The following is a 17,599-nucleotide window of genomic DNA, read 5'->3' as shown; positions in this document are numbered from 1 at the left end:
GCCGGTACCAGCGCGAAGTTCTTGTGATGCTTCTTCTTAGAAATTCCCGAGGAACCAGTCCTTCATCCTCGTGAACACTTGTCCCATCGATCCGTTCTGCACCGCGACCTTGCGGCCGCGCATGCGTTGCGAGCGTCCTTCGGCAAGCAGGCCCATGGCAGTGGAGTAGCGCGGATTGCGCACCACGTCCGCGAGGCCGCCCGCGTATTCCGGCACGCCGATGCGCACCGGCTTCAGGAAGATGTCTTCACCGAGCTCGACCATGCCGGGCATCATCGCCGCGCCGCCGGTCAGCACGACGCCGCTCGACAACAACTCTTCGTAGCCCGACTCGCGCACGACTTGCTGCACGAGTGAGAACAACTCTTCGACGCGCGGTTCCACGACCGCGGCCAGCGCCTGGCGCGACAGCGTGCGCGGACCGCGTTCGCCGAGACCCGGCACTTCGATCATTTCGTCCGGATCGGCGAGCGCCTGCTTCGCGATGCCGTAGCTCACCTTGATGTCTTCCGCGTCGGGCGTCGGCGTGCGCAGCGCCATGGCGACGTCGCTCGTGATCTGATCGCCGGCGATGGGGATCACGGCCGTATGACGGATCGCGCCTTCACTGAAGATGGCGATGTCCGTCGTGCCGCCGCCGATATCGACCAGCACCACGCCCAGTTCCTTCTCGTCCTCGGTCAGCACCGCGAGCGACGACGCGAGCGGTTGCAGAATGAGGTCGTTCACTTCGAGCCCGCAGCGGCGCACGCACTTGACGATGTTCTGCGCCGCGCTCACCGCGCCCGTCACGATATGCACCTTCACTTCGAGACGGATGCCGCTCATGCCGATCGGCTCGCGCACGTCCTCCTGCCCGTCGATGATGAATTCCTGCGTCAGGATGTGCAGCACCTGCTGATCGGTCGGAATGTTGATCGCCTTGGCCGTTTCGATCACGCGCGCGACATCCGCCTGCGTGACTTCCTTGTCCTTGATCGCGACCATGCCGCTCGAATTGAAGCTGCGGATATGGCTGCCCGCGATGCCCGTGAAAACGTTCGTGATCTTGCAGTCCGCCATCAGCTCGGCTTCTTCGAGCGCGCGCTGGATGGATTGCACCGTGGCCTCGATGTTGACCACGACGCCCTTCTTCAACCCCTTCGAGTCGCTCTGACCGAGTCCGATCACCTCGTAGTGGCCTTCGCCCTTCAGTTCGGCGACGATCGCGACCACCTTCGACGTTCCGATGTCGAGGGAAACCAGCAGGTCTTTGTAGTCTTTGCTCATAGCGTGCTCATTGCCCGTGATGTCTGCTTACTTCTTGGCCTTGTCGGTGTCGTTGATGAAACGCATGTTCGCTGCGCGTATCGCGAAGCCGTTCGGGTAACGCAAATCCGCATATTCGATGTCCTTCCCCCATCTTCCCGTCACGGACGGCCACGACGCGACGAAACGCTTGCAGCGCTCGTTCAGCGTGTCCTGATTGCGCTCGCGGCCGAGCTCGATCTGCGTGCCGTTCGAGAGCTTGACCGTCCACGCGAAGCGCGGCGACAGCGTCACTTCGTCCGGCTGCGCGTCGAGCGGCGCGAACCACTTCTGGAAATCGTGATACCGCGCAACCACTTCCTTCGCCGTGCCTTCGGGACCGTCGAACGCGGGCAAGTCGTCGTCGAGCTCGCCCTGATTCGCGGTGAAGAGTTCGCCGTCGACGCTCACCAGCTGATCGTTGCCCCAGGTACCAAGCGGCTTGTACTCCTCCAGCGTCACCGCGAGCGCGTTCGGCCATACGCGCCGCACGCTCGCATGACGCACCCACGGCACCTGCTCGAACGCGGTGCGCGCCGCGTCCAGATCCACCGTGAAAAAATTGCCCTTCAAATGACCGACCACGCTCGCGCGCACGACCGGCGAACTGATGTGCGTCGTATCGCCGTCGATCTGAAGTTCGCGCAGGCGAAACTCGGGACGCTGGATCGCCCAGTAACCCGCGGCGGCCAGCAGCAGCAGCACGAGCACGACGTGCAGCGCATTGGCGGCGAGGTTGAGTTGGCGAACGTTGTTCCACATGGTTTCGCTTATTCGTGTCCGGTGTGTGTTCGACCTAATTCTTCAGCGTGAGCGAGAGCACTTTCACGACGAGATCCTTGTAGCTGATACCGACCGCGCGCGCGGCCTTCGGTGGCAGCGAGTGGTCCGTCATGCCGGGCGCCGTGTTCACTTCGAGGAAGTACGGGTTGCCGTTTGCATCGAGCATGAAGTCGGCGCGGCCCCAGTCGGTGCAGCCGAGAATCTCGAAGGAGCGCTTGGTCAGCGCCTTCATGCGCGTTTCTTCGGCGTCTGTGAGACCGCACGGAATCAGGTATTGCGTGTCGTTGGCGACGTACTTCGCGTGATAGTCGTAGAACTCGCCCGCCGGCACGATCTTGATGACCGGCAAGTCGAGATCGCCCGCGATGCAGCACGTGTACTCGCCGCCGCCTTCGATGCTCTTCTCGACGATCACGATCTTGTCGTACTTGACTGCTTCTTCGAGCGCCGGCACGAGCGTTTCCGCGCTCTTCACCTTGATGACCGCGACGCTCGACCCTTCGCTCGCCGGCTTCACGAAGAGCGGCAGCCCCAGCTTCGCGACGATGTCCTGCGCGCGCGCCGCGTAGTCTTCGCCGCGGAAGACGGTTTCGAACGGCGGCGTGGGGATGCCGGTCTGCTGCCACACGAGCTTCGTGCGCAGCTTGTCCATGCCGAGCGCCGAACCGAGCACGCCGCTGCCCGTGTAACGGATGCCGTAGAAGTCGAGCGCGCCTTGCAACTGGCCGTTCTCGCCATAGCCGCCATGCAGCGCGATGAACGCGCGCACGAAGCCTTCGGCCTTCAGATCCGAAAGCGGACGCCGCGCCGGATCGAACGCGTGCGCGTCGATACCTGCTTCGCGCAGGCCTTCGAGCACGAGACGCCCCGAATTGAGCGAGACCTCGCGCTCGGCGGAATTCCCGCCCAGCAGCACCGCGACTTTGCCGAATACGGCCGGATCGATTTGATTCACTTGGTTGCTCATTGTCTTGCTCTTACTGAGGCTGGGGGTTAGCCAGCTTTCCGCACACGCCGCCGATGGACCCCGCGCCCATCGCGATCACCACGTCGCCGTTGCGCGCGATGGTCGTGACCGCGTCGGGCACTTCATCCACCGTTTCGACGAACACCGGCTCGACCTTGCCCGCGACGCGGATCGCACGCGCGAGCGCACGGCCATCCGCCGCGACGATGGGCGCTTCGCCGGCCGCATAGACATCGGTGAGGACGAGGGCATCGACCGTCGACAGCACTTTCACGAAATCTTCGAAGCAGTCGCGTGTGCGCGTATAGCGATGCGGCTGGAACGCGAGCACGAGACGCCGGTCGGGGAACGCACCGCGCGCCGCCGCGATCGTCGCGGCCATTTCGACCGGGTGATGACCGTAATCGTCGATCAGCGTGTACGCGCCTTCGTCGCTCGTCGTGCTCACTTCGCCGTAACGCTGGAAGCGCCGGCCCACGCCGTTGAATTCCGCGAGCGCACGCTGGATATCGGCATCGGCGACTTCGAGTTCGGTCGCGATCGCGATGGCCGCCAGCGCGTTCTGCACGTTGTGCGTGCCCGGCAGGTTCAGCACGATGTCGAGCGCCGGCGCGTCTTCGCGCAGGGTCGTGAAATGCATGCGGCCGTCGCGCGCCTCAACATTCACCGCGCGCACCTGCGCTTCCGCGCCGAGACCGTAGCGGATGATCGGCTTCGACACGAACGGCAGGATTTCGCGCACGTTCGGATCGTCGACGCACAGCACGGCGATGCCATAGAACGGCAGCCGGTGCGTGAACTCGATGAACGCCTGCTTGAGCCGCGCGAAGTCGTGGCCGTAGGTGTCCATGTGATCGGCGTCGATGTTCGTGATGACTTCGATCACCGGGAAAAGATTGAGGAACGACGCATCGGATTCGTCCGCTTCCGCGACGATGAAATCGCCCGTGCCGAGCCGCGCGTTCGCGCCCGCGCTGTTCAGCCGACCGCCGATGACGAAGGTCGGATCGAGCCCGCCCGCCGCCAGCACGCTCGCGACGAGCGAGGTCGTCGTGGTCTTGCCGTGCGTGCCCGCGATCGCGATGCCCTGCTTCAGCCGCATGAGTTCCGCGAGCATGACGGCGCGCGGCACGATCGGCACGCGGCGATGGCGCGCGGCCAGCACTTCGGGATTGTCCGGACGCACGGCCGTCGATACGACGACCGCATTCGCGCCTTCGATGTTCTGCTCGTGATGGCCGATCTCGACGCGCGCGCCGAGCGCCCGCAAGCGCTCGGTGACGGCGCCGTTCGAGAGATCCGAGCCGCTCACGTGATAGCCGAGATTCAGCAGCACTTCGGCGATGCCGCTCATGCCCGCGCCGCCGATCCCGACGAAATGAATATGTTTGACGATGTGCTTCATTTAATGTGCCTCCCGAGCTTGCGCGTCGAAACGCGCGCCGGCCACGTCGGCGCAAATGCTCGCGACTTTTTCGGTCGCATCCGGTTTTGCCAGCGCGCGCGAGCGCTCGGCCATGGCCGCGAGCGTGTCGCGCGTCTGCGCACGTAACCAGTCGGCGAGCTTTTGCGCCGACAAATCGCGTTGTTGTATCAGTTCAGCCGCGCCGTTCTTCGCGAGGAACGCGCCGTTGGTCGTCTGGTGATCGTCGACGGCGAACGGGAACGGCACGAAGAGCGCGGCCACGCCGACCGCCGCGATTTCCGAGACGGTCATCGCGCCCGAGCGGCAAATCACGAGATCCGCCGACGCGTACGCATTCGCCATGTCCTCGATGAACGGCACGAGCTGCACGTCCGCGCCCGGCGCGAAACCCGCCGCCGCGTAATTCGCTTCGAGTGCTTCGATATGCTTCGCGCCCGCCTGATGCACGATGCACGGACGCTCTTGCGGCGACAGCATCGCGAGCGCTTTCGGCACCGTTTCGTTCAACGCGGCAGCGCCCAGACTTCCACCAACGACGAGCACGTTCAGGCGTCCCGAACGCGCGGCGTAGCGTTCTTTGGGTGGCAATGCGCGCGTTAGTTCCGCGCGGATCGGATTACCGGTCCATTCGGCATTCGGCAGCGCATTCGGAAACGCGACCAGCACGCGCTTCGCGAGACGCGCGAGCACCTTGTTTGCGAGACCCGCGATCGAATTTTGTTCGTGCAGCACGAGCGGGCAGCCGGCGAGCTTCGTCATGATGCCCGCCGGAAACGTGATATAGCCGCCCATGCCGAGCACGACGTCCGGCTTCACGCGACGCAACGCGGCGAGGCTTTGCGAGCACGCGCGCAAGAGATTGACCGGCAACATCAGCTTGGTCTTGATGCCCTTGCCGCGCACGCCGCCGAAGCGCACGCATTCCATCGGAATGCCGTGCTTCGGCACGAGCGTCGCTTCCATGCCGCTCGCGTTGCCGAGCCACACCACGCGCCAGCCATGCGCCTGCATCCAGTGCGCGACCGCGAGCCCCGGAAACACGTGGCCTCCGGTGCCGCCCGCCATCACCATCAAGGTGCGATCGCGTTGCGCGGTCATACTTTTCCTCCGCGCATCAAGACACGATTCTCGTAATCGACACGCAGCAAAACGGCCAGCGCGACGCAGTTCAGCAAGATGCCCGAGCCGCCGTAGGAAACCAGCGGCAACGTAAGACCTTTGGTCGGCAAGAGGCCCAGATTCACGCCCATGTTGATGAACGTCTGCGCGCCGAACCAGATGCCGACGCCCTTGGCCATCAGACCGGCGAACGTGCGATCGAGCGCGAGCGCCTGGCGGCCGATTTCGAACGCGCGGCGCACGATCCAGTAGAACAGCAGAATCACGCAGATCACGCCGATGAAACCGAGCTCCTCACCGATCACGGCAAGAATGAAGTCGGTATGCGCTTCCGGCAGATAGTTGAGTTTTTCGACACTGCCGCCCAGGCCCACGCCGAACCATTCGCCGCGCCCGAACGCGATCAGCGAGTGCGTCAACTGATATGCCTTGCCTTGCGCGTAGCGGTCGTCCCACGGATCGAGGTACGCGAAGATCCGTTCACGGCGCCACGGCGACGCCCACACGAGCAGCGCGAACGTGCCGACCGCCGTCGCAACCAGGCCGCCGAACAGCTTGCCGTTCACGCCACCGAGGAACAGCACGCCCATGGCGATCGCGGCGATCACCATGAACGCGCCCATGTCGGGTTCGAGCAGCAGCAGCGCGCCCACCGCGCCCACCGCGACCGCCATCGGCAGAAAGCCCTTGCCGAAGCTGTGCATGAATTCCTGCTTGCGCACGGTGTAGTTCGCCGCGTAGATCGTCACCGCGAGCTTCATGATTTCCGACGGCTGCATGTTCGTGATGCCGAGCGGAATCCAGCGGCGCGCGCCGTTCACGCCTTTGCCGACGTGCGGAATCAGCACGATGACGAGCAGCACCAGCGCGACGAGAAAAAACTTCGGCGCATACTTTTCCCACATCTTGATGGGAATCTTGAACGCGATGGTCGCGCCGACGAGCGCCGTCGTGATCGAGATCAGATGGCGCACGAGAAAGTGATAGTCGCGGTAGCTCGCGTACTTCGGCGAATCGGGCATGGCGATCGACGCCGAGTACACCATCACGATGCCCAGACCGAGCAGCGCGATCATCACCCACAGCAGCGAATAGTCGTAGTCGAGCATGCGCGAGCGCGCGGGACGCACGCCGTTCACCGCGCTCGAAATGCCGCCGCGCGCACCGCCGTGGCCGCGCCCGGCGAGCGTGTCGTTCGGAACCGCGTTGCGCTGTCCGGTCAGTTTGGATCCGAAGCGTTCCGACCAGCTCATAGCATCACTCCCCGCGCGGCGGCGATATCTTCGACCGCGCCGCGAAACACGTCGGCGCGATGTGCGTAGTTCCTGAACATGTCGAGGCTCGCGCACGCGGGCGAGAGCAGCACGGCGTCGCCGGCTTCCGCGATGCGCGCGGCGGCGTTCGTCGCGGCTTCGAGCGTCGCGTGATCTTCGAGCGGCACGTTCGTCGCTGCGAGCGTCTCGCGAATGCGCGGCGCATCGCGGCCGATCAGCATCACCGCGCGCGCCCAACGCGCGACGGGCGCTTCGAGCGGCGAAAAGTCCTGGCCCTTGCCGTCGCCGCCGGCGATCAGCACGACGCGTTGCGCGAGGCCGTCGAGCGCGGCGACGGTTGCGCCGACGTTCGTGCCTTTGCTGTCATCGACATAATCGACGCCGTCGATCTGCGCGATCACTTCCACGCGATGCGGCTCGCCGCGATACTCGCGCAAGCCATGCAGGAGCGCCGCGAGCGGCAGATCGATCGCGCGTGTGAGCGCGAGCGCTGCGAGCGCGTTCGCGGCGTTGTGCAGGCCGCGGATGCGCAGCGCGTCCGACGGCATCAGCCGCTTCGACACGACGGTCGGCGCGGTTTCGTCCTTCTTGCGACGGCGCGACGGCGCTTCGTCCGACGCGTCCTGATCGACGCCCGCGGCCAGCCACGACATGCCGTTATCACGCAGCAGACCGTAATCGCCGACGTGCAACGGCTCGTTCAGGCCGAACGTCACGACGCGGTCTTGCGCGACGTACGCCGCGAGCTTCATGGTGCGGTTGTCGTCGCGGTTCAGCACGCGCGTCGTGCGCGGGCCGAAGATGCGGCCTTTCGCGGCGGCGTAGGCGTCGAGGCCGCCGTGCCAGTCGAGATGATCCTGCGTGATGTTGAGCACCGCGGCGGCATCGGGCGCGAAAGTGTGCGCAGTTTCGAGCTGGAAGCTCGACAGTTCGAGCACCCAGACATCGGGCAGCGCGGTTTGATCGATGGCTTCGGTCAGCTTGTCGAGCATGGCCGGGCTAATGTTGCCCGCGACCGCCACCGTCTTGCCCGCGCGCTCGCACAGAAGCCCGGTGAGCGCGGTCGTCGTGGTCTTGCCGTTCGTGCCGGTGATCGCGATGACCTTCGGCGCGTAGCCGTTCGCGCCGAGCCCGGCGAGCGCCTGCGCGAACAGTTCGAGTTCGCCCCAGACCGGAATGCCGCGCTCCTTCGCCGCGGCGATCAGCGGCGCGAGGTCGTCGGCGAGCGGAGACAGTCCCGGGCTGATCGCGACGAGTTCGATCCCGCCATCGAGCAACGCCGGCGTGAACGCGCCGCCGACGAAGTCCGCATCGATCTTGTGAATGGCGAGTTCGGACAGATTCGGCGGTGCTTCGCGCGTGTCGGCGATCCGCAGGCGGCAACCGTGCCTGGCGCACCAGCGCGCCATCGCCAGACCGGATTCACCCAGTCCCAGCACGAGCACCATCGGACTTTGCCGACCGACAAACTTCTCGCCAAACATCGCTTTACCTTTCCCGAAAACCTGAAGAACCGCACGAATGCAAAAAGATCAACGCAGCTTGAGCGTCGACAAACCGAAGAGGCACAACATCAGCGTGATGATCCAGAAGCGCACGACCACTTGCGTCTCCGTCCAGCCCGACAATTCGTAGTGATGATGCAGCGGCGCCATCTTGAAGAAGCGGCGGCCTTCGCCGTAACGGCGCTTCGTGAACTTGAACCAGAAGACCTGCAGCATCACCGAGAGCGTTTCCGCCACGAACACGCCGCCCATGATGAACAGCACGACTTCCTGACGGACGATCACCGCGATCGTGCCGAGCGCGCCGCCGAGCGCGAGCGCGCCCACATCGCCCATGAAGACCTGCGCGGGGTGCGTGTTGTACCAGAGAAACGCGAGTCCCGCGCCACCCATCGCGGAGCAGAAGATCAGCAGTTCGCCCGCGCCGGGAATGTGCGGGAACAGCAGATACTTCGAATAGACCGACGAACCCATGACATACGCGAATGCACCCAGCGACGCGCCCACGAGCACCACGGGCATGATGACGAGACCGTCGAGACCGTCGGTGAGATTGACCGCGTTGCTCGACCCGACGATCACGAAGTACGTCATCGCGATGAAGCCCCACACGCCGAGCGGATACGTGATCGACTTGAGAAACGGCAGCATGAGGTCGGCGCGCGCGGGCAGGCCCATCGACAGACCGCTGCGCACCCACGCCATGAAGAGGTCGAACACGCGCGCGTTGTTCGCTTCGGAGACGGAAAACGCGAGATACACCGCCGCGAAAATGCCGATGACCGACTGCCAGAAATACTTCTCGCGCGAGGACATGCCGCGCGGGTCCTTGTGCACGACCTTGCGATAGTCGTCTACCCAGCCGATCACGCCATAGCCGAAGGTGACGAGCATCACGATCCACACGAAGCGGTTCGTGAGATCGGCCCACAGCAACGTGGACACAGCGATGCCGATGAGGATGAGTACGCCGCCCATGGTGGGCGTGCCGGACTTGACGAGGTGCGTCTGCGGGCCGTCCTTGCGCACGGCCTGGCCGACCTTGAGCAAGGTCAGCTTGCGGATGACCCACGGCCCGCAGACGAGGCCGATCAGCATCGCCGTCGCCGTTGCGCCGACCGCGCGAAACGTGATGTAGGTGAACACGCGCATGAAACTGGCGTCATTCTGGAGCCATTGCGCGAGTGCGAGTAGCATACCGGTCCTTCTCTTCAGTGAATCAATGAGCCGCGGGCGTGCTGCCCGCGGCGGGTTGTTGTGGGCTCGTCAAGGCGTCCACCACGCGCTCCATCTTCATGAAGCGCGAGCCTTTTGCGAGATACGTGGCTTTGTCGCCGTAGCCGGAACTTTGAAGCGCTGCGACCATTTTGATGAAGTCATCAAAATGGTTCGCGGTCTGCTTCGATGCCTTCGCGTTGAATGCGTTCACCGAATCGAGGCTTGCGTCGCCGAGCGCGAAGAGCGCTTCGATGCCGCGCTCGGCCGCATATGCGCCGACTTCGCGATGAAACGCCGGACCTTCCTCGCCGACTTCGCCCATGTCGCCCATCACGAGCACGCGCGGCGCGGGCTGCGAGGCGAGCACGTCGATGGCGGCGCGCATCGAATCGGGATTCGAGTTGTAGGTGTCGTCGATGACGGTCGCGCCCGCGAGCGCACCAAGCACGGCGCGCTTCACTTGCAGGCGGCCCTTCACCGGCTGGAACGCTTCGAGACCGCGCCTGACCACGTCGAGCGACATGCCCGCCGCCAGCGCCGCCGAGGCCGCCGCGAGTGCGTTGCGCGCGTTGTGCTCGCCGAGCACGTTGAGCGCGACATCGATCTCGCCCTGCGGCGTGCGCATCGTGACCGTCGTGCCTTTCAGCGTGCCGGTGACGGCGGCTTTCGAGGCGTCGTCGGTCAGTGCGAAGTCGACGATCGGGTTGCCCGTCGCGGCCGTGCGCCAGAAGACGGCGTATTGATCGTCGGCGGGAAACACGGCGGTGCCCGTTTCGCCCAGCGCATGAATGACCGACGCATGTTCGAGCGCGACGGCTTCTACCGTCGCCATGAATTCCTGATGCTCGCGCTGCGCGTTGTTGACCACGGCGACGTCCGGCGCGGCGATCTTGCCGAGCACTTCTGTTTCGCCCGGATGATTCATGCCGAGCTCGACGACAGCGAGCTTGTGCGACGCGTTCAGACGGAACAGCGTGAGCGGCAAGCCGATGTCGTTGTTGAAGTTGCCCGCCGTCGCGAGCCGTGCGTCTTCGCCCACCGCGGCCGTGAAAATCGACGCGATCATCTCCTTGACCGTCGTCTTGCCGTTGCTGCCGGTTACGGCGACGAGCGGCATCGTGAAGCGCTTGCGCCAGCCGTGCGCCAGCGCACCGAGCGCGGCGCGCGTGTCCTTTACCTTGATGACAGGAAGAGGCCAGGCACCGGAGTTGCTCGGTTCGCGTGACACGAGCGCCGCAGCCGCGCCGCTCTTCGCAACCTGCTCAAGGAAGTCATGCGCATCGAAGCGATCGCCCTTCACCGCGACGAAAAGATCGCCGGCCTGAACGCCGCGGCTGTCCGTCACGACGCGATCGATCGCCACGTTTTCATCGCCCTTCAGGACGGCGCCGGGAATCATCGCGGCGGCTTCGCGAAGCGTGAACATCGTCATTCGCTGCCTCCGCGCTGTTGCGTGGCGCGCGCGGCAAGCGCGAGGCGCGCGTGATCCTGATCCGAGAACGCGCGCTTCTTGCCCATGATTTCCTGCGTGGCTTCGTGCCCTTTTCCGGCGAGCACGACGACATCCTCACGCGCGGCGCTTCGGATTGCTTGCAAAATCGCGCTCGCGCGGTCTTCGATGCGGCGCGCCTTCGCGGCGTCGCTCATGCCGGCCGCGATCTGGTCGATGATGGATTGCGGCTCTTCGCTGCGCGGGTTGTCGCTCGTGATGACGACCTGGTCCGCGAGACGTTCGGCGATCGCGCCCATGAGCGGACGCTTGGTCGCGTCGCGGTCGCCGCCGCATCCGAACATGCAGACAAGATCGCCGCCGCGCGCCTGTGCGATCGGGCGCAGCGCGGTGAGCGTCTTGTCGAGCGCGTCGGGCGTGTGGGCGTAATCGATCACGACGAGCGGCTCGTCGCTCTGGATGCGCCCGCCCAGGCGCTCCATGCGGCCATTGACCGATTCGAGCTTGGCGATATGCCCGATCGCGGTATTGAACGGCACGCCGACTTCGAGCAGCACGGCGAGCACGGAAAGCAGATTGCTCACGTTGAACGTGCCGAGCGTGCCGACTTCGACATCGGCTTCGCCCCAGTCGGACGACAGATGGAACGCGGTGCCCGTCGCGGTGGCGCGGACCTGGCTTGCGAGCAGCATGGCGTCGGCGCTGGGGGCGGCATCGGCGCGCATTTCGACGCCGTACGCGATCGTGCGCACCTTGCCGCGCAGCGATTCGATCAGCCGCTCGCCGGCCGCGTCGTCGCGATTGACGATCGCCGTTTTCAACGACGGCCACGCGAAGAGGCGCGCCTTCGCCGCTTCGTACGCGTCGAACGTGCCGTGGTAATCGAGATGATCCTGCGTGAGATTCGTGAAAATGGCGATGTCGAAATCGACGCCATTTACGCGTCCCTGATGCAGCGCATGCGACGACACTTCCATCGCCACACCTTCCGCGCCCTTGGCCTTCAGTTGCGCGAGACTGCGCTGAAGTTGCGCCGCATCGGGCGTGGTGAAACCGCTATGCACGAGCTTGCCCGGCATGCCGATGCCGAGCGTGCCGACGATGGCGCACGGACGGCCGAGCGCGGTCAGCGCGGTCGCGATCCACTGGCTGCACGAGGTCTTGCCGTTCGTGCCCGTCACGCCGATCGTGAGCATCGATGCCGTCGGCTCGCCGTACCATGCGGACGCGATCGGACCGGCGAGTTCGTCGAGCGCCTTCACGGCAAGCGCCTTCGATGCATCCGGCTTGCCCGCGAAATGCTCCGGCTGATAGAGCGCCGCAGCCGCGCCCGCCGCAAGCGCGGCGTCGAGATACGGACGGTTGTCCGCGCCCTCGACCGCATAGGCGAGGAACACGTCGCCGCTTTTGAGCGAGCGCGTGTCGGCGTGCAATTGCGCGTCGGGCTGCGCATGCGCGCGCAGCCATTGAATGGCGTGTGATACGTCCTTTTGCATCTTGCTCTGACGGGCTTGCGCGCTCATCGCACGACTCCCGGGTGCGTCTTCATATTGCTCGACACCGCGACTTTCTTCGCGGTGTTCGCGTTGTTTCTGTTCACCGGCGGCTGCGCGGCGGCTTGCGCGGCGGAGTTCGAATCGTCCGTCACGACCATCTGCTTGACCGGCATGTCGGGCGGCACGTTGAGCGCGCGCAGCGTGTCGCCGACGATGCCCGAAAACACCGGCCCCGACACCTGGCCGCCGAAGTGGCTGCCGACCGTCGGCTCGTCGACCGATACCGCCACGACGATGCGCGGATTCGGCATCGGCGCCATGCCGACGAACGAGGCGCGGTACTTCGAGTGGTCATAGCCGCGCCCCGCGTGCTTGTACGCCGTGCCCGACTTGCCGCCGACGCGATACCCCGGCACCGCCGCATCCGGCGACGTGCCGCCCTTCGCCGTCACGGTTTCGAGCATCGCGCGCACTTGACGCGCAGTGGTCGGCGAGAAAACCTGCTGACCGACGACCGGCTGATCGCCCGGCGTGCGGAAAATGGACACCGGCATGACCTCGCCATCGTGCGCGATCGCGGTGTACGCGCGCGCAAGCTGGAACAGCGACGCGGACAGGCCGTAGCCGTACGACATCGTTGCCTGCTCGATGCGCCGCCAGCTCTTCCACGGCCGCAAACGCCCCGTTACCGCGCCCGGAAAGCCGACTTTCGGCGCCTGCCCGAGTCCGAGGCTCGTGTACATGTTCCACATTTCTTCGGCCCGCAATTGCATCGCAATTTTGGTCGCGCCGATATTGCTCGACTTCTGAATCACGCCGCCGACGGTGAGCGTGCCGAAGCCGGCGTCGTCCGTGATGCGCGCGCCGTCGAGCACGAATACGCCGCCGCCGGTTTCCACGAGCGTGTTCGGCGTCACGCGATGCAGATCGAGCGCGAGCGAAACAGTGAACGGCTTCATGATCGAGCCGGGCTCGAAAGTGTCCGTGAGAATGCGGTTGCGCAACTGTTCGCCGGTCATGCGCGAACGGTCGTTCGGGTTGTAAGTGGGATAGTTGACGAGCGCGAGCACCTCGCCCGTCTTCGTGTCGATCACGATCGCCGCGCCTGCCTTCGCCTTCGATTTCTCGACGGCGGCCTTCAGGTTCGTGTACGCGATGTACTGAATCTTGCTGTCGATCGAGAGTTCGACGTCCGTACCATTGTGCGGCACGATTTGCTCGTCGACGTCCTCGACGATATTGCCCATGCGGTCCCGGATGACGCGACGCATGCCCGGCGTGCCAGCGAGGACATGCTGGTCGCCGAGTTCGACGCCTTCCTGTCCCTTGTCTTCAATATTAGTAAAGCCGATCAGGTGCGCGGTGATTTCGCCTTCGGGATAGAAACGCTTGTATTCGCCGCGCGAATAAATGCCCGGAATGTCAAGCGCGGCGACTTTCTGCGCGGTTTCGAGCGAGACCTGGCGCTTCACGTAGACGAAGGTCTTGTCCATCGAGAGCTTGGCGCGGAGTTCTTTCTCCGGCATCTCGAGCAGCTTGGACAATTGCGCGAACTTCTCCGCGCCGAGATCGTTCGGCACGGCTTCGGGAATGGCCCAGATGGCCTTCACCGGCAGGCTGGTCGCAAGCACGAGGCCGTTGCGGTCGCGAATCTGGCCGCGCGTGGCCGGCAGTTCGAGCGTGCGCTGATAGCGGCTTTCGCCCTGCTTCTTGAAGAAGGCGTTGCCCGGTCCCTGAATCCAGAATGCGCGTGCAGCGAGCGCGACGAACGCCATGAACAGCAGGAACACGACGAACTTCGAGCGCCACATCGGCAGGCGCACGGCGAGGAGCGGATTGGGCGTATGAGCGATGTCTTTCTGCTTCGCGGATTTTTTCATCGCTTGGCTCCGCGTGCAGGCGGCGCCGACGCGGGCAGCGGCGGCGGCATGGGTGCGTCGGCGGCCTTGTTGGCGGCCGTGTCGTAGGTGAGATATTGCGTGCGGCCGGTCGTCACGGGCTGCATCTTCAGCGAGTTGGTGGCCAACTGCTCGATGCGCGAGGTCTTCGACAGCGCGCTCTGCTGGTATTGCAACTGCGCGTAATCCTGTTGAAGCTGGCGCTCTTGCGATTGCGCCCGCTGCAACTCGATGAAGATTTCCCGCTGCTGGTTGGTCGAGCTGACGACCGACAGCGCGCACCCGAGCACGATGATCAGCAGGAAAATATTGAGGCGGTTCATGGCGCGATCCGCTCCGCGATACGCATCACCGCGGATCGGGCGCGCGGGTTGGCGGCCACTTCGGCTTCACTCGGAAACACGCGACCGACCACGCGCAGCGGCGGGCTGGGCAGGTCGACCGCGCGGATCGGCAAGCGACGGTCAACCGCCGGCGCGCTCGCGTGCGCCTGCATGAACCGCTTGACGATCCGGTCTTCGAGTGAATGAAAGCTGATCACGACCAGCCGCCCCCCTTGCTCCAACAATGCCAATGCCGACTCGAGTACTACTTGCAGCTCCGCAAGCTCTTGATTGACGTGAATCCGTATAGCCTGAAAGGTGCGAGTTGCCGGGTCCTTGCCCTTTTCACGGGTTTTGACGACGTTACCCACGATTTCGGCAAGCTCGCGCGTGCTGTCGAGAGGCCCAAGACGGTCGGACTCTGCCCTGCGAGCAACAAGCGCCTTTGCAATCTGAAAAGCAAACCGTTCTTCCCCATAATCTCTGATGACCTCCGTCAGTTCCTGCACCGTGGCTCGCGCGAGCCACTCTGCTGCCGACTCGCCGCGAGTCGGGTCCATCCTCATGTCGAGCGGACCTTGCGCGCGGAAGCTGAAGCCGCGCTCCGGGTCGTCCACTTGCGGCGACGACACGCCAAGGTCGAGCAATACGCCCGACACCCGCCCTACCCCTCGCTCGCTCGCCGCATCGCGCAACGCCGCGAAGCTGTCATGCACGATCGAAAAGCGCGAGTCCTGAATCTGTTGCGCCGTGGCGATTGCGAGAGGATCCTTGTCGAAAGCGATGAGCCGCCCCGCATCCCCCAAGCGCTGCAAAATCGCCCGGCTATGACCGCCGCGCCCGAACGTGCCGTCTATATAGACGCCGTCCGTGCGCGTGATCAGTCCATCCACCGCTTCCTGCAGCAGCACCGTGCGATGCTGCAGTTCGTTTCCCGACGAATTCGCCATGCTCTTCAGCGCCGCGTCAGAAAGTGAAGTTCTTCAGCGCTTCGGGCATGCCCTGCGCCATCGCCGCGGCTTCCTTCGCCGCGTACGTCTGCGAATCCCACAACTCGAAATGCGCGCCCATGCCGAGCAGCGTCACGTCTTTTTCCAGCGACGCGGCTGCGCGCAGTTCGGGCGAAACCAGTACGCGCCCGGCGCTGTCGAGGTCGAGATCCATTGCATTGCCGAGAAAGATGCGCCGCCACCACATGGCATCCATAGGAAGCGCCGCAACCTTGGCGCGAAAGACTTCCCACTCGGGGCGGGGAAACAGCAACAAACATCCATCCGGGCTCTTCGTGAGCGTCACCCGGCCTTCCGCCTGCCCTTGCAGCGCCTCCCGATAGCGCGACGGAATCGACATCCGTCCTTTCGCATCGAGCGTCAGCGCCGACGCCCCTTGGAACACTTGTGCTCTCCCCGTTCCAGACGCCCACCATGACGCCTGCCCCCACTCCGTTTTGATCGAAAATGGCCTGTGAATCACACAAAAGACCACTTTCTCACACTGTCTCCCACTTTAGAGGAACGCATTTCCTCGGTCAAGACGCGCGCCTTTTTTTCGAGTGCTTTTTATTTGCTAGAACAAGGACTTAGCGCAGGAGCTTGAAGTGGCGACAAAAGAGAAAAGCGTTATGAATTAGAGAGCTACTGAGGGATGTGAAGGTAGTACGTGAAATCTGCTGCTGAAATGAGGGAAATGTAACGGTCTTTTTGCCCGATTTGTGGGCCGCAGGTGGGATGCGGCCGCGAGTTACCGGCCGTATCGCTATGGATCCGGCCGGGCGATCGGTGCGCTATATGTAATAGGCGGTGCGCGTCATGACTTTCGAAGCCGCGCGCATCAATGCACGAACCGGAAACGGCACTTCAGTTCCCCCTGCGCCGATGGCGGCGGCGGCATGCGCGCTCTCATCGAGACGCATTTGCTCGACGATCGCGCGCGATGCGTGATCGTTCGCGGGCAAAGTTTTCATGTGACCGTCGAGGTGCTGCTCGACCTGCCGCTCGGTTTCCGCCATGAAGCCGAGACTCGCGCGATCGCCGAAACGACCCGCAACGAAACCGATGGCAAGCGCGCCCGCGTACCAGAGCGGATTGAGCAGGCTCGGCCGCGCATCCAGATCGTTCAGGCGTTTCGACGTCCACGCCAAATGATCTTCTTCTTCGCGAGCCGCCTGTTCGAAGCTCGCCTTCAGTTCGGGCGAATTCGTGGCGAGCTTTTGCGCCTGATAAAGCGCCTGCGCGCAGACCTCGCCGACATGATTCACGCGCATCAGCCCGGCCGAGTGGGCGCGCTCTTTTTCGGTGAGCTGCAACTCTTCGGAGAGGGGATCGTTCTGGAGATCGGAACCGGATATCGCCGATTCGGGCATGGGGCGCGACATGCGGCTTATTCCAGTCATGGAGCGCAAACCCCGATCGAACTCGCTGATGACTTCATCGAGCGTCATGTTGTCACCTCTCTTCATGGTCGCCGGCACAACGCGGGCTACTGCAGCAATTCATATTCTCCGCCCGTCGTCGCCTGTCGGTACGGAACAATCAGCAAGCTGGCGTTTCGCGCAAATCGCGGATTCTAGCGCACATCGACGCGAGCGACGCCCGCCCCTCGGTTCCGAACACGGCCTCGATAGGCCAACGACGGGGCACGAAACAACAGTTACTAAGCATCCGTTTTGATAATTAGGGCAAATACGGGTCGCAAAAATCCAGCAAAACCAACATCTTAGCGCCTGTTGCGTAAACGTCACATGTGTCGGGCGGACCGCCCCCTTTTCCTTTGTCCGTCAAAGGCTCTTTGTTACATTACGTCTCAACTTCGTTAAGAAGCCCGGCAGGGACCGTCAACACACTGGCGCTAGAA

General features: G+C 64.1%; 15 protein-coding genes. All 15 read right to left on the bottom strand.

Going from position 1 to position 17,599, the window contains the following annotated elements; all coding sequences use genetic code 11:
- Positions 1-36: 36 nt before the first annotated feature.
- The 15 genes from ftsA to coq7 all read right to left on the bottom strand — a co-directional run bounded on the left by ftsA (position 37) and on the right by coq7 (position 17,186).
- Positions 37-1,269 (bottom strand): cell division protein FtsA, encoded by a 1,233-nt coding sequence (gene ftsA / locus LY284_RS15220; RefSeq protein ID WP_014192335.1) that lies wholly within the window; start codon positions 1,267-1,269, stop codon positions 37-39.
- A 27-nt stretch (positions 1,270-1,296) separates the two neighbouring features.
- Positions 1,297-2,049 (bottom strand): cell division protein FtsQ/DivIB, encoded by a 753-nt coding sequence (locus tag LY284_RS15215; RefSeq protein ID WP_014192336.1) that lies wholly within the window; start codon positions 2,047-2,049, stop codon positions 1,297-1,299.
- Positions 2,050-2,083: 34 nt separating this feature from the next.
- On the bottom strand, positions 2,084-3,025 hold the full coding sequence (locus LY284_RS15210) for a D-alanine--D-alanine ligase (RefSeq protein ID WP_014192337.1): 942 nt from the start codon (positions 3,023-3,025) through the stop codon (positions 2,084-2,086).
- A gap of 22 nt (positions 3,026-3,047) precedes the next feature.
- Positions 3,048-4,442: a UDP-N-acetylmuramate--L-alanine ligase gene (gene murC, locus LY284_RS15205; RefSeq protein WP_014192338.1), complete on the bottom strand. Its 1,395-nt coding sequence runs from the start codon at positions 4,440-4,442 to the stop codon at positions 3,048-3,050.
- Positions 4,443-5,561: an undecaprenyldiphospho-muramoylpentapeptide beta-N-acetylglucosaminyltransferase gene (gene murG / locus LY284_RS15200; protein ID WP_014192339.1), complete on the bottom strand. Its 1,119-nt coding sequence runs from the start codon at positions 5,559-5,561 to the stop codon at positions 4,443-4,445. It abuts the gene before it with no gap.
- Positions 5,558-6,835, bottom strand: coding sequence for a putative lipid II flippase FtsW (gene ftsW, locus LY284_RS15195; RefSeq protein WP_014192340.1), 1,278 nt, complete (start codon positions 6,833-6,835; stop codon positions 5,558-5,560). The genes murG and ftsW overlap by 4 nt, the downstream gene beginning before the upstream one ends.
- A complete protein-coding gene (gene murD / locus LY284_RS15190; protein ID WP_014192341.1) occupies positions 6,832-8,340 on the bottom strand; it encodes a UDP-N-acetylmuramoyl-L-alanine--D-glutamate ligase in 1,509 nt (502 codons plus the stop codon). The genes ftsW and murD overlap by 4 nt, the downstream gene beginning before the upstream one ends.
- A gap of 48 nt (positions 8,341-8,388) precedes the next feature.
- On the bottom strand, positions 8,389-9,558 hold the full coding sequence (mraY, locus tag LY284_RS15185; protein ID WP_014192342.1) for a phospho-N-acetylmuramoyl-pentapeptide-transferase: 1,170 nt from the start codon (positions 9,556-9,558) through the stop codon (positions 8,389-8,391).
- Between the two features lie 22 nt (positions 9,559-9,580).
- Positions 9,581-11,011, bottom strand: coding sequence for a UDP-N-acetylmuramoyl-tripeptide--D-alanyl-D-alanine ligase (gene murF / locus LY284_RS15180; RefSeq protein ID WP_233386939.1), 1,431 nt, complete (start codon positions 11,009-11,011; stop codon positions 9,581-9,583).
- Positions 11,008-12,552: a UDP-N-acetylmuramoyl-L-alanyl-D-glutamate--2,6-diaminopimelate ligase gene (locus tag LY284_RS15175; RefSeq protein ID WP_233386937.1), complete on the bottom strand. Its 1,545-nt coding sequence runs from the start codon at positions 12,550-12,552 to the stop codon at positions 11,008-11,010. Before LY284_RS15175 ends, murF begins: the two co-directional genes overlap by 4 nt.
- Entirely contained in the window at positions 12,549-14,405 is a 1,857-nt protein-coding gene (locus LY284_RS15170) for a penicillin-binding protein 2 (protein ID WP_014192345.1), read from the bottom strand. Before LY284_RS15170 ends, LY284_RS15175 begins: the two co-directional genes overlap by 4 nt.
- Positions 14,402-14,746, bottom strand: coding sequence for a cell division protein FtsL (gene ftsL / locus LY284_RS15165; RefSeq protein WP_014192346.1), 345 nt, complete (start codon positions 14,744-14,746; stop codon positions 14,402-14,404). Before ftsL ends, LY284_RS15170 begins: the two co-directional genes overlap by 4 nt.
- Positions 14,743-15,696, bottom strand: a complete 954-nt coding sequence (rsmH, locus tag LY284_RS15160) for a 16S rRNA (cytosine(1402)-N(4))-methyltransferase RsmH (protein ID WP_045451100.1) — start codon at positions 15,694-15,696, stop codon at positions 14,743-14,745. Before rsmH ends, ftsL begins: the two co-directional genes overlap by 4 nt.
- 16 nt (positions 15,697-15,712) lie before the next feature.
- Entirely contained in the window at positions 15,713-16,141 is a 429-nt protein-coding gene (mraZ, locus tag LY284_RS15155; RefSeq protein ID WP_014192348.1) for a division/cell wall cluster transcriptional repressor MraZ, read from the bottom strand.
- A gap of 388 nt (positions 16,142-16,529) precedes the next feature.
- The gene (coq7, locus tag LY284_RS15150) at positions 16,530-17,186 is read right to left on the bottom strand and encodes a 2-polyprenyl-3-methyl-6-methoxy-1,4-benzoquinone monooxygenase (RefSeq protein ID WP_014192349.1); all 657 of its coding nucleotides are present in this window, start codon (positions 17,184-17,186) and stop codon (positions 16,530-16,532) included.
- Positions 17,187-17,599: the final 413 nt, after the last annotated feature.

Origin of the sequence: Caballeronia sp. PC1, assembly GCF_021353155.1 — a bacterium.
Taxonomy (GTDB): Bacteria; Pseudomonadota; Gammaproteobacteria; order Burkholderiales; family Burkholderiaceae; genus Caballeronia; species Caballeronia cordobensis.
The sequence above is the reverse complement of the archived record's forward strand: the minus strand, read 5'-3'. Positions and strand labels throughout refer to the sequence as shown.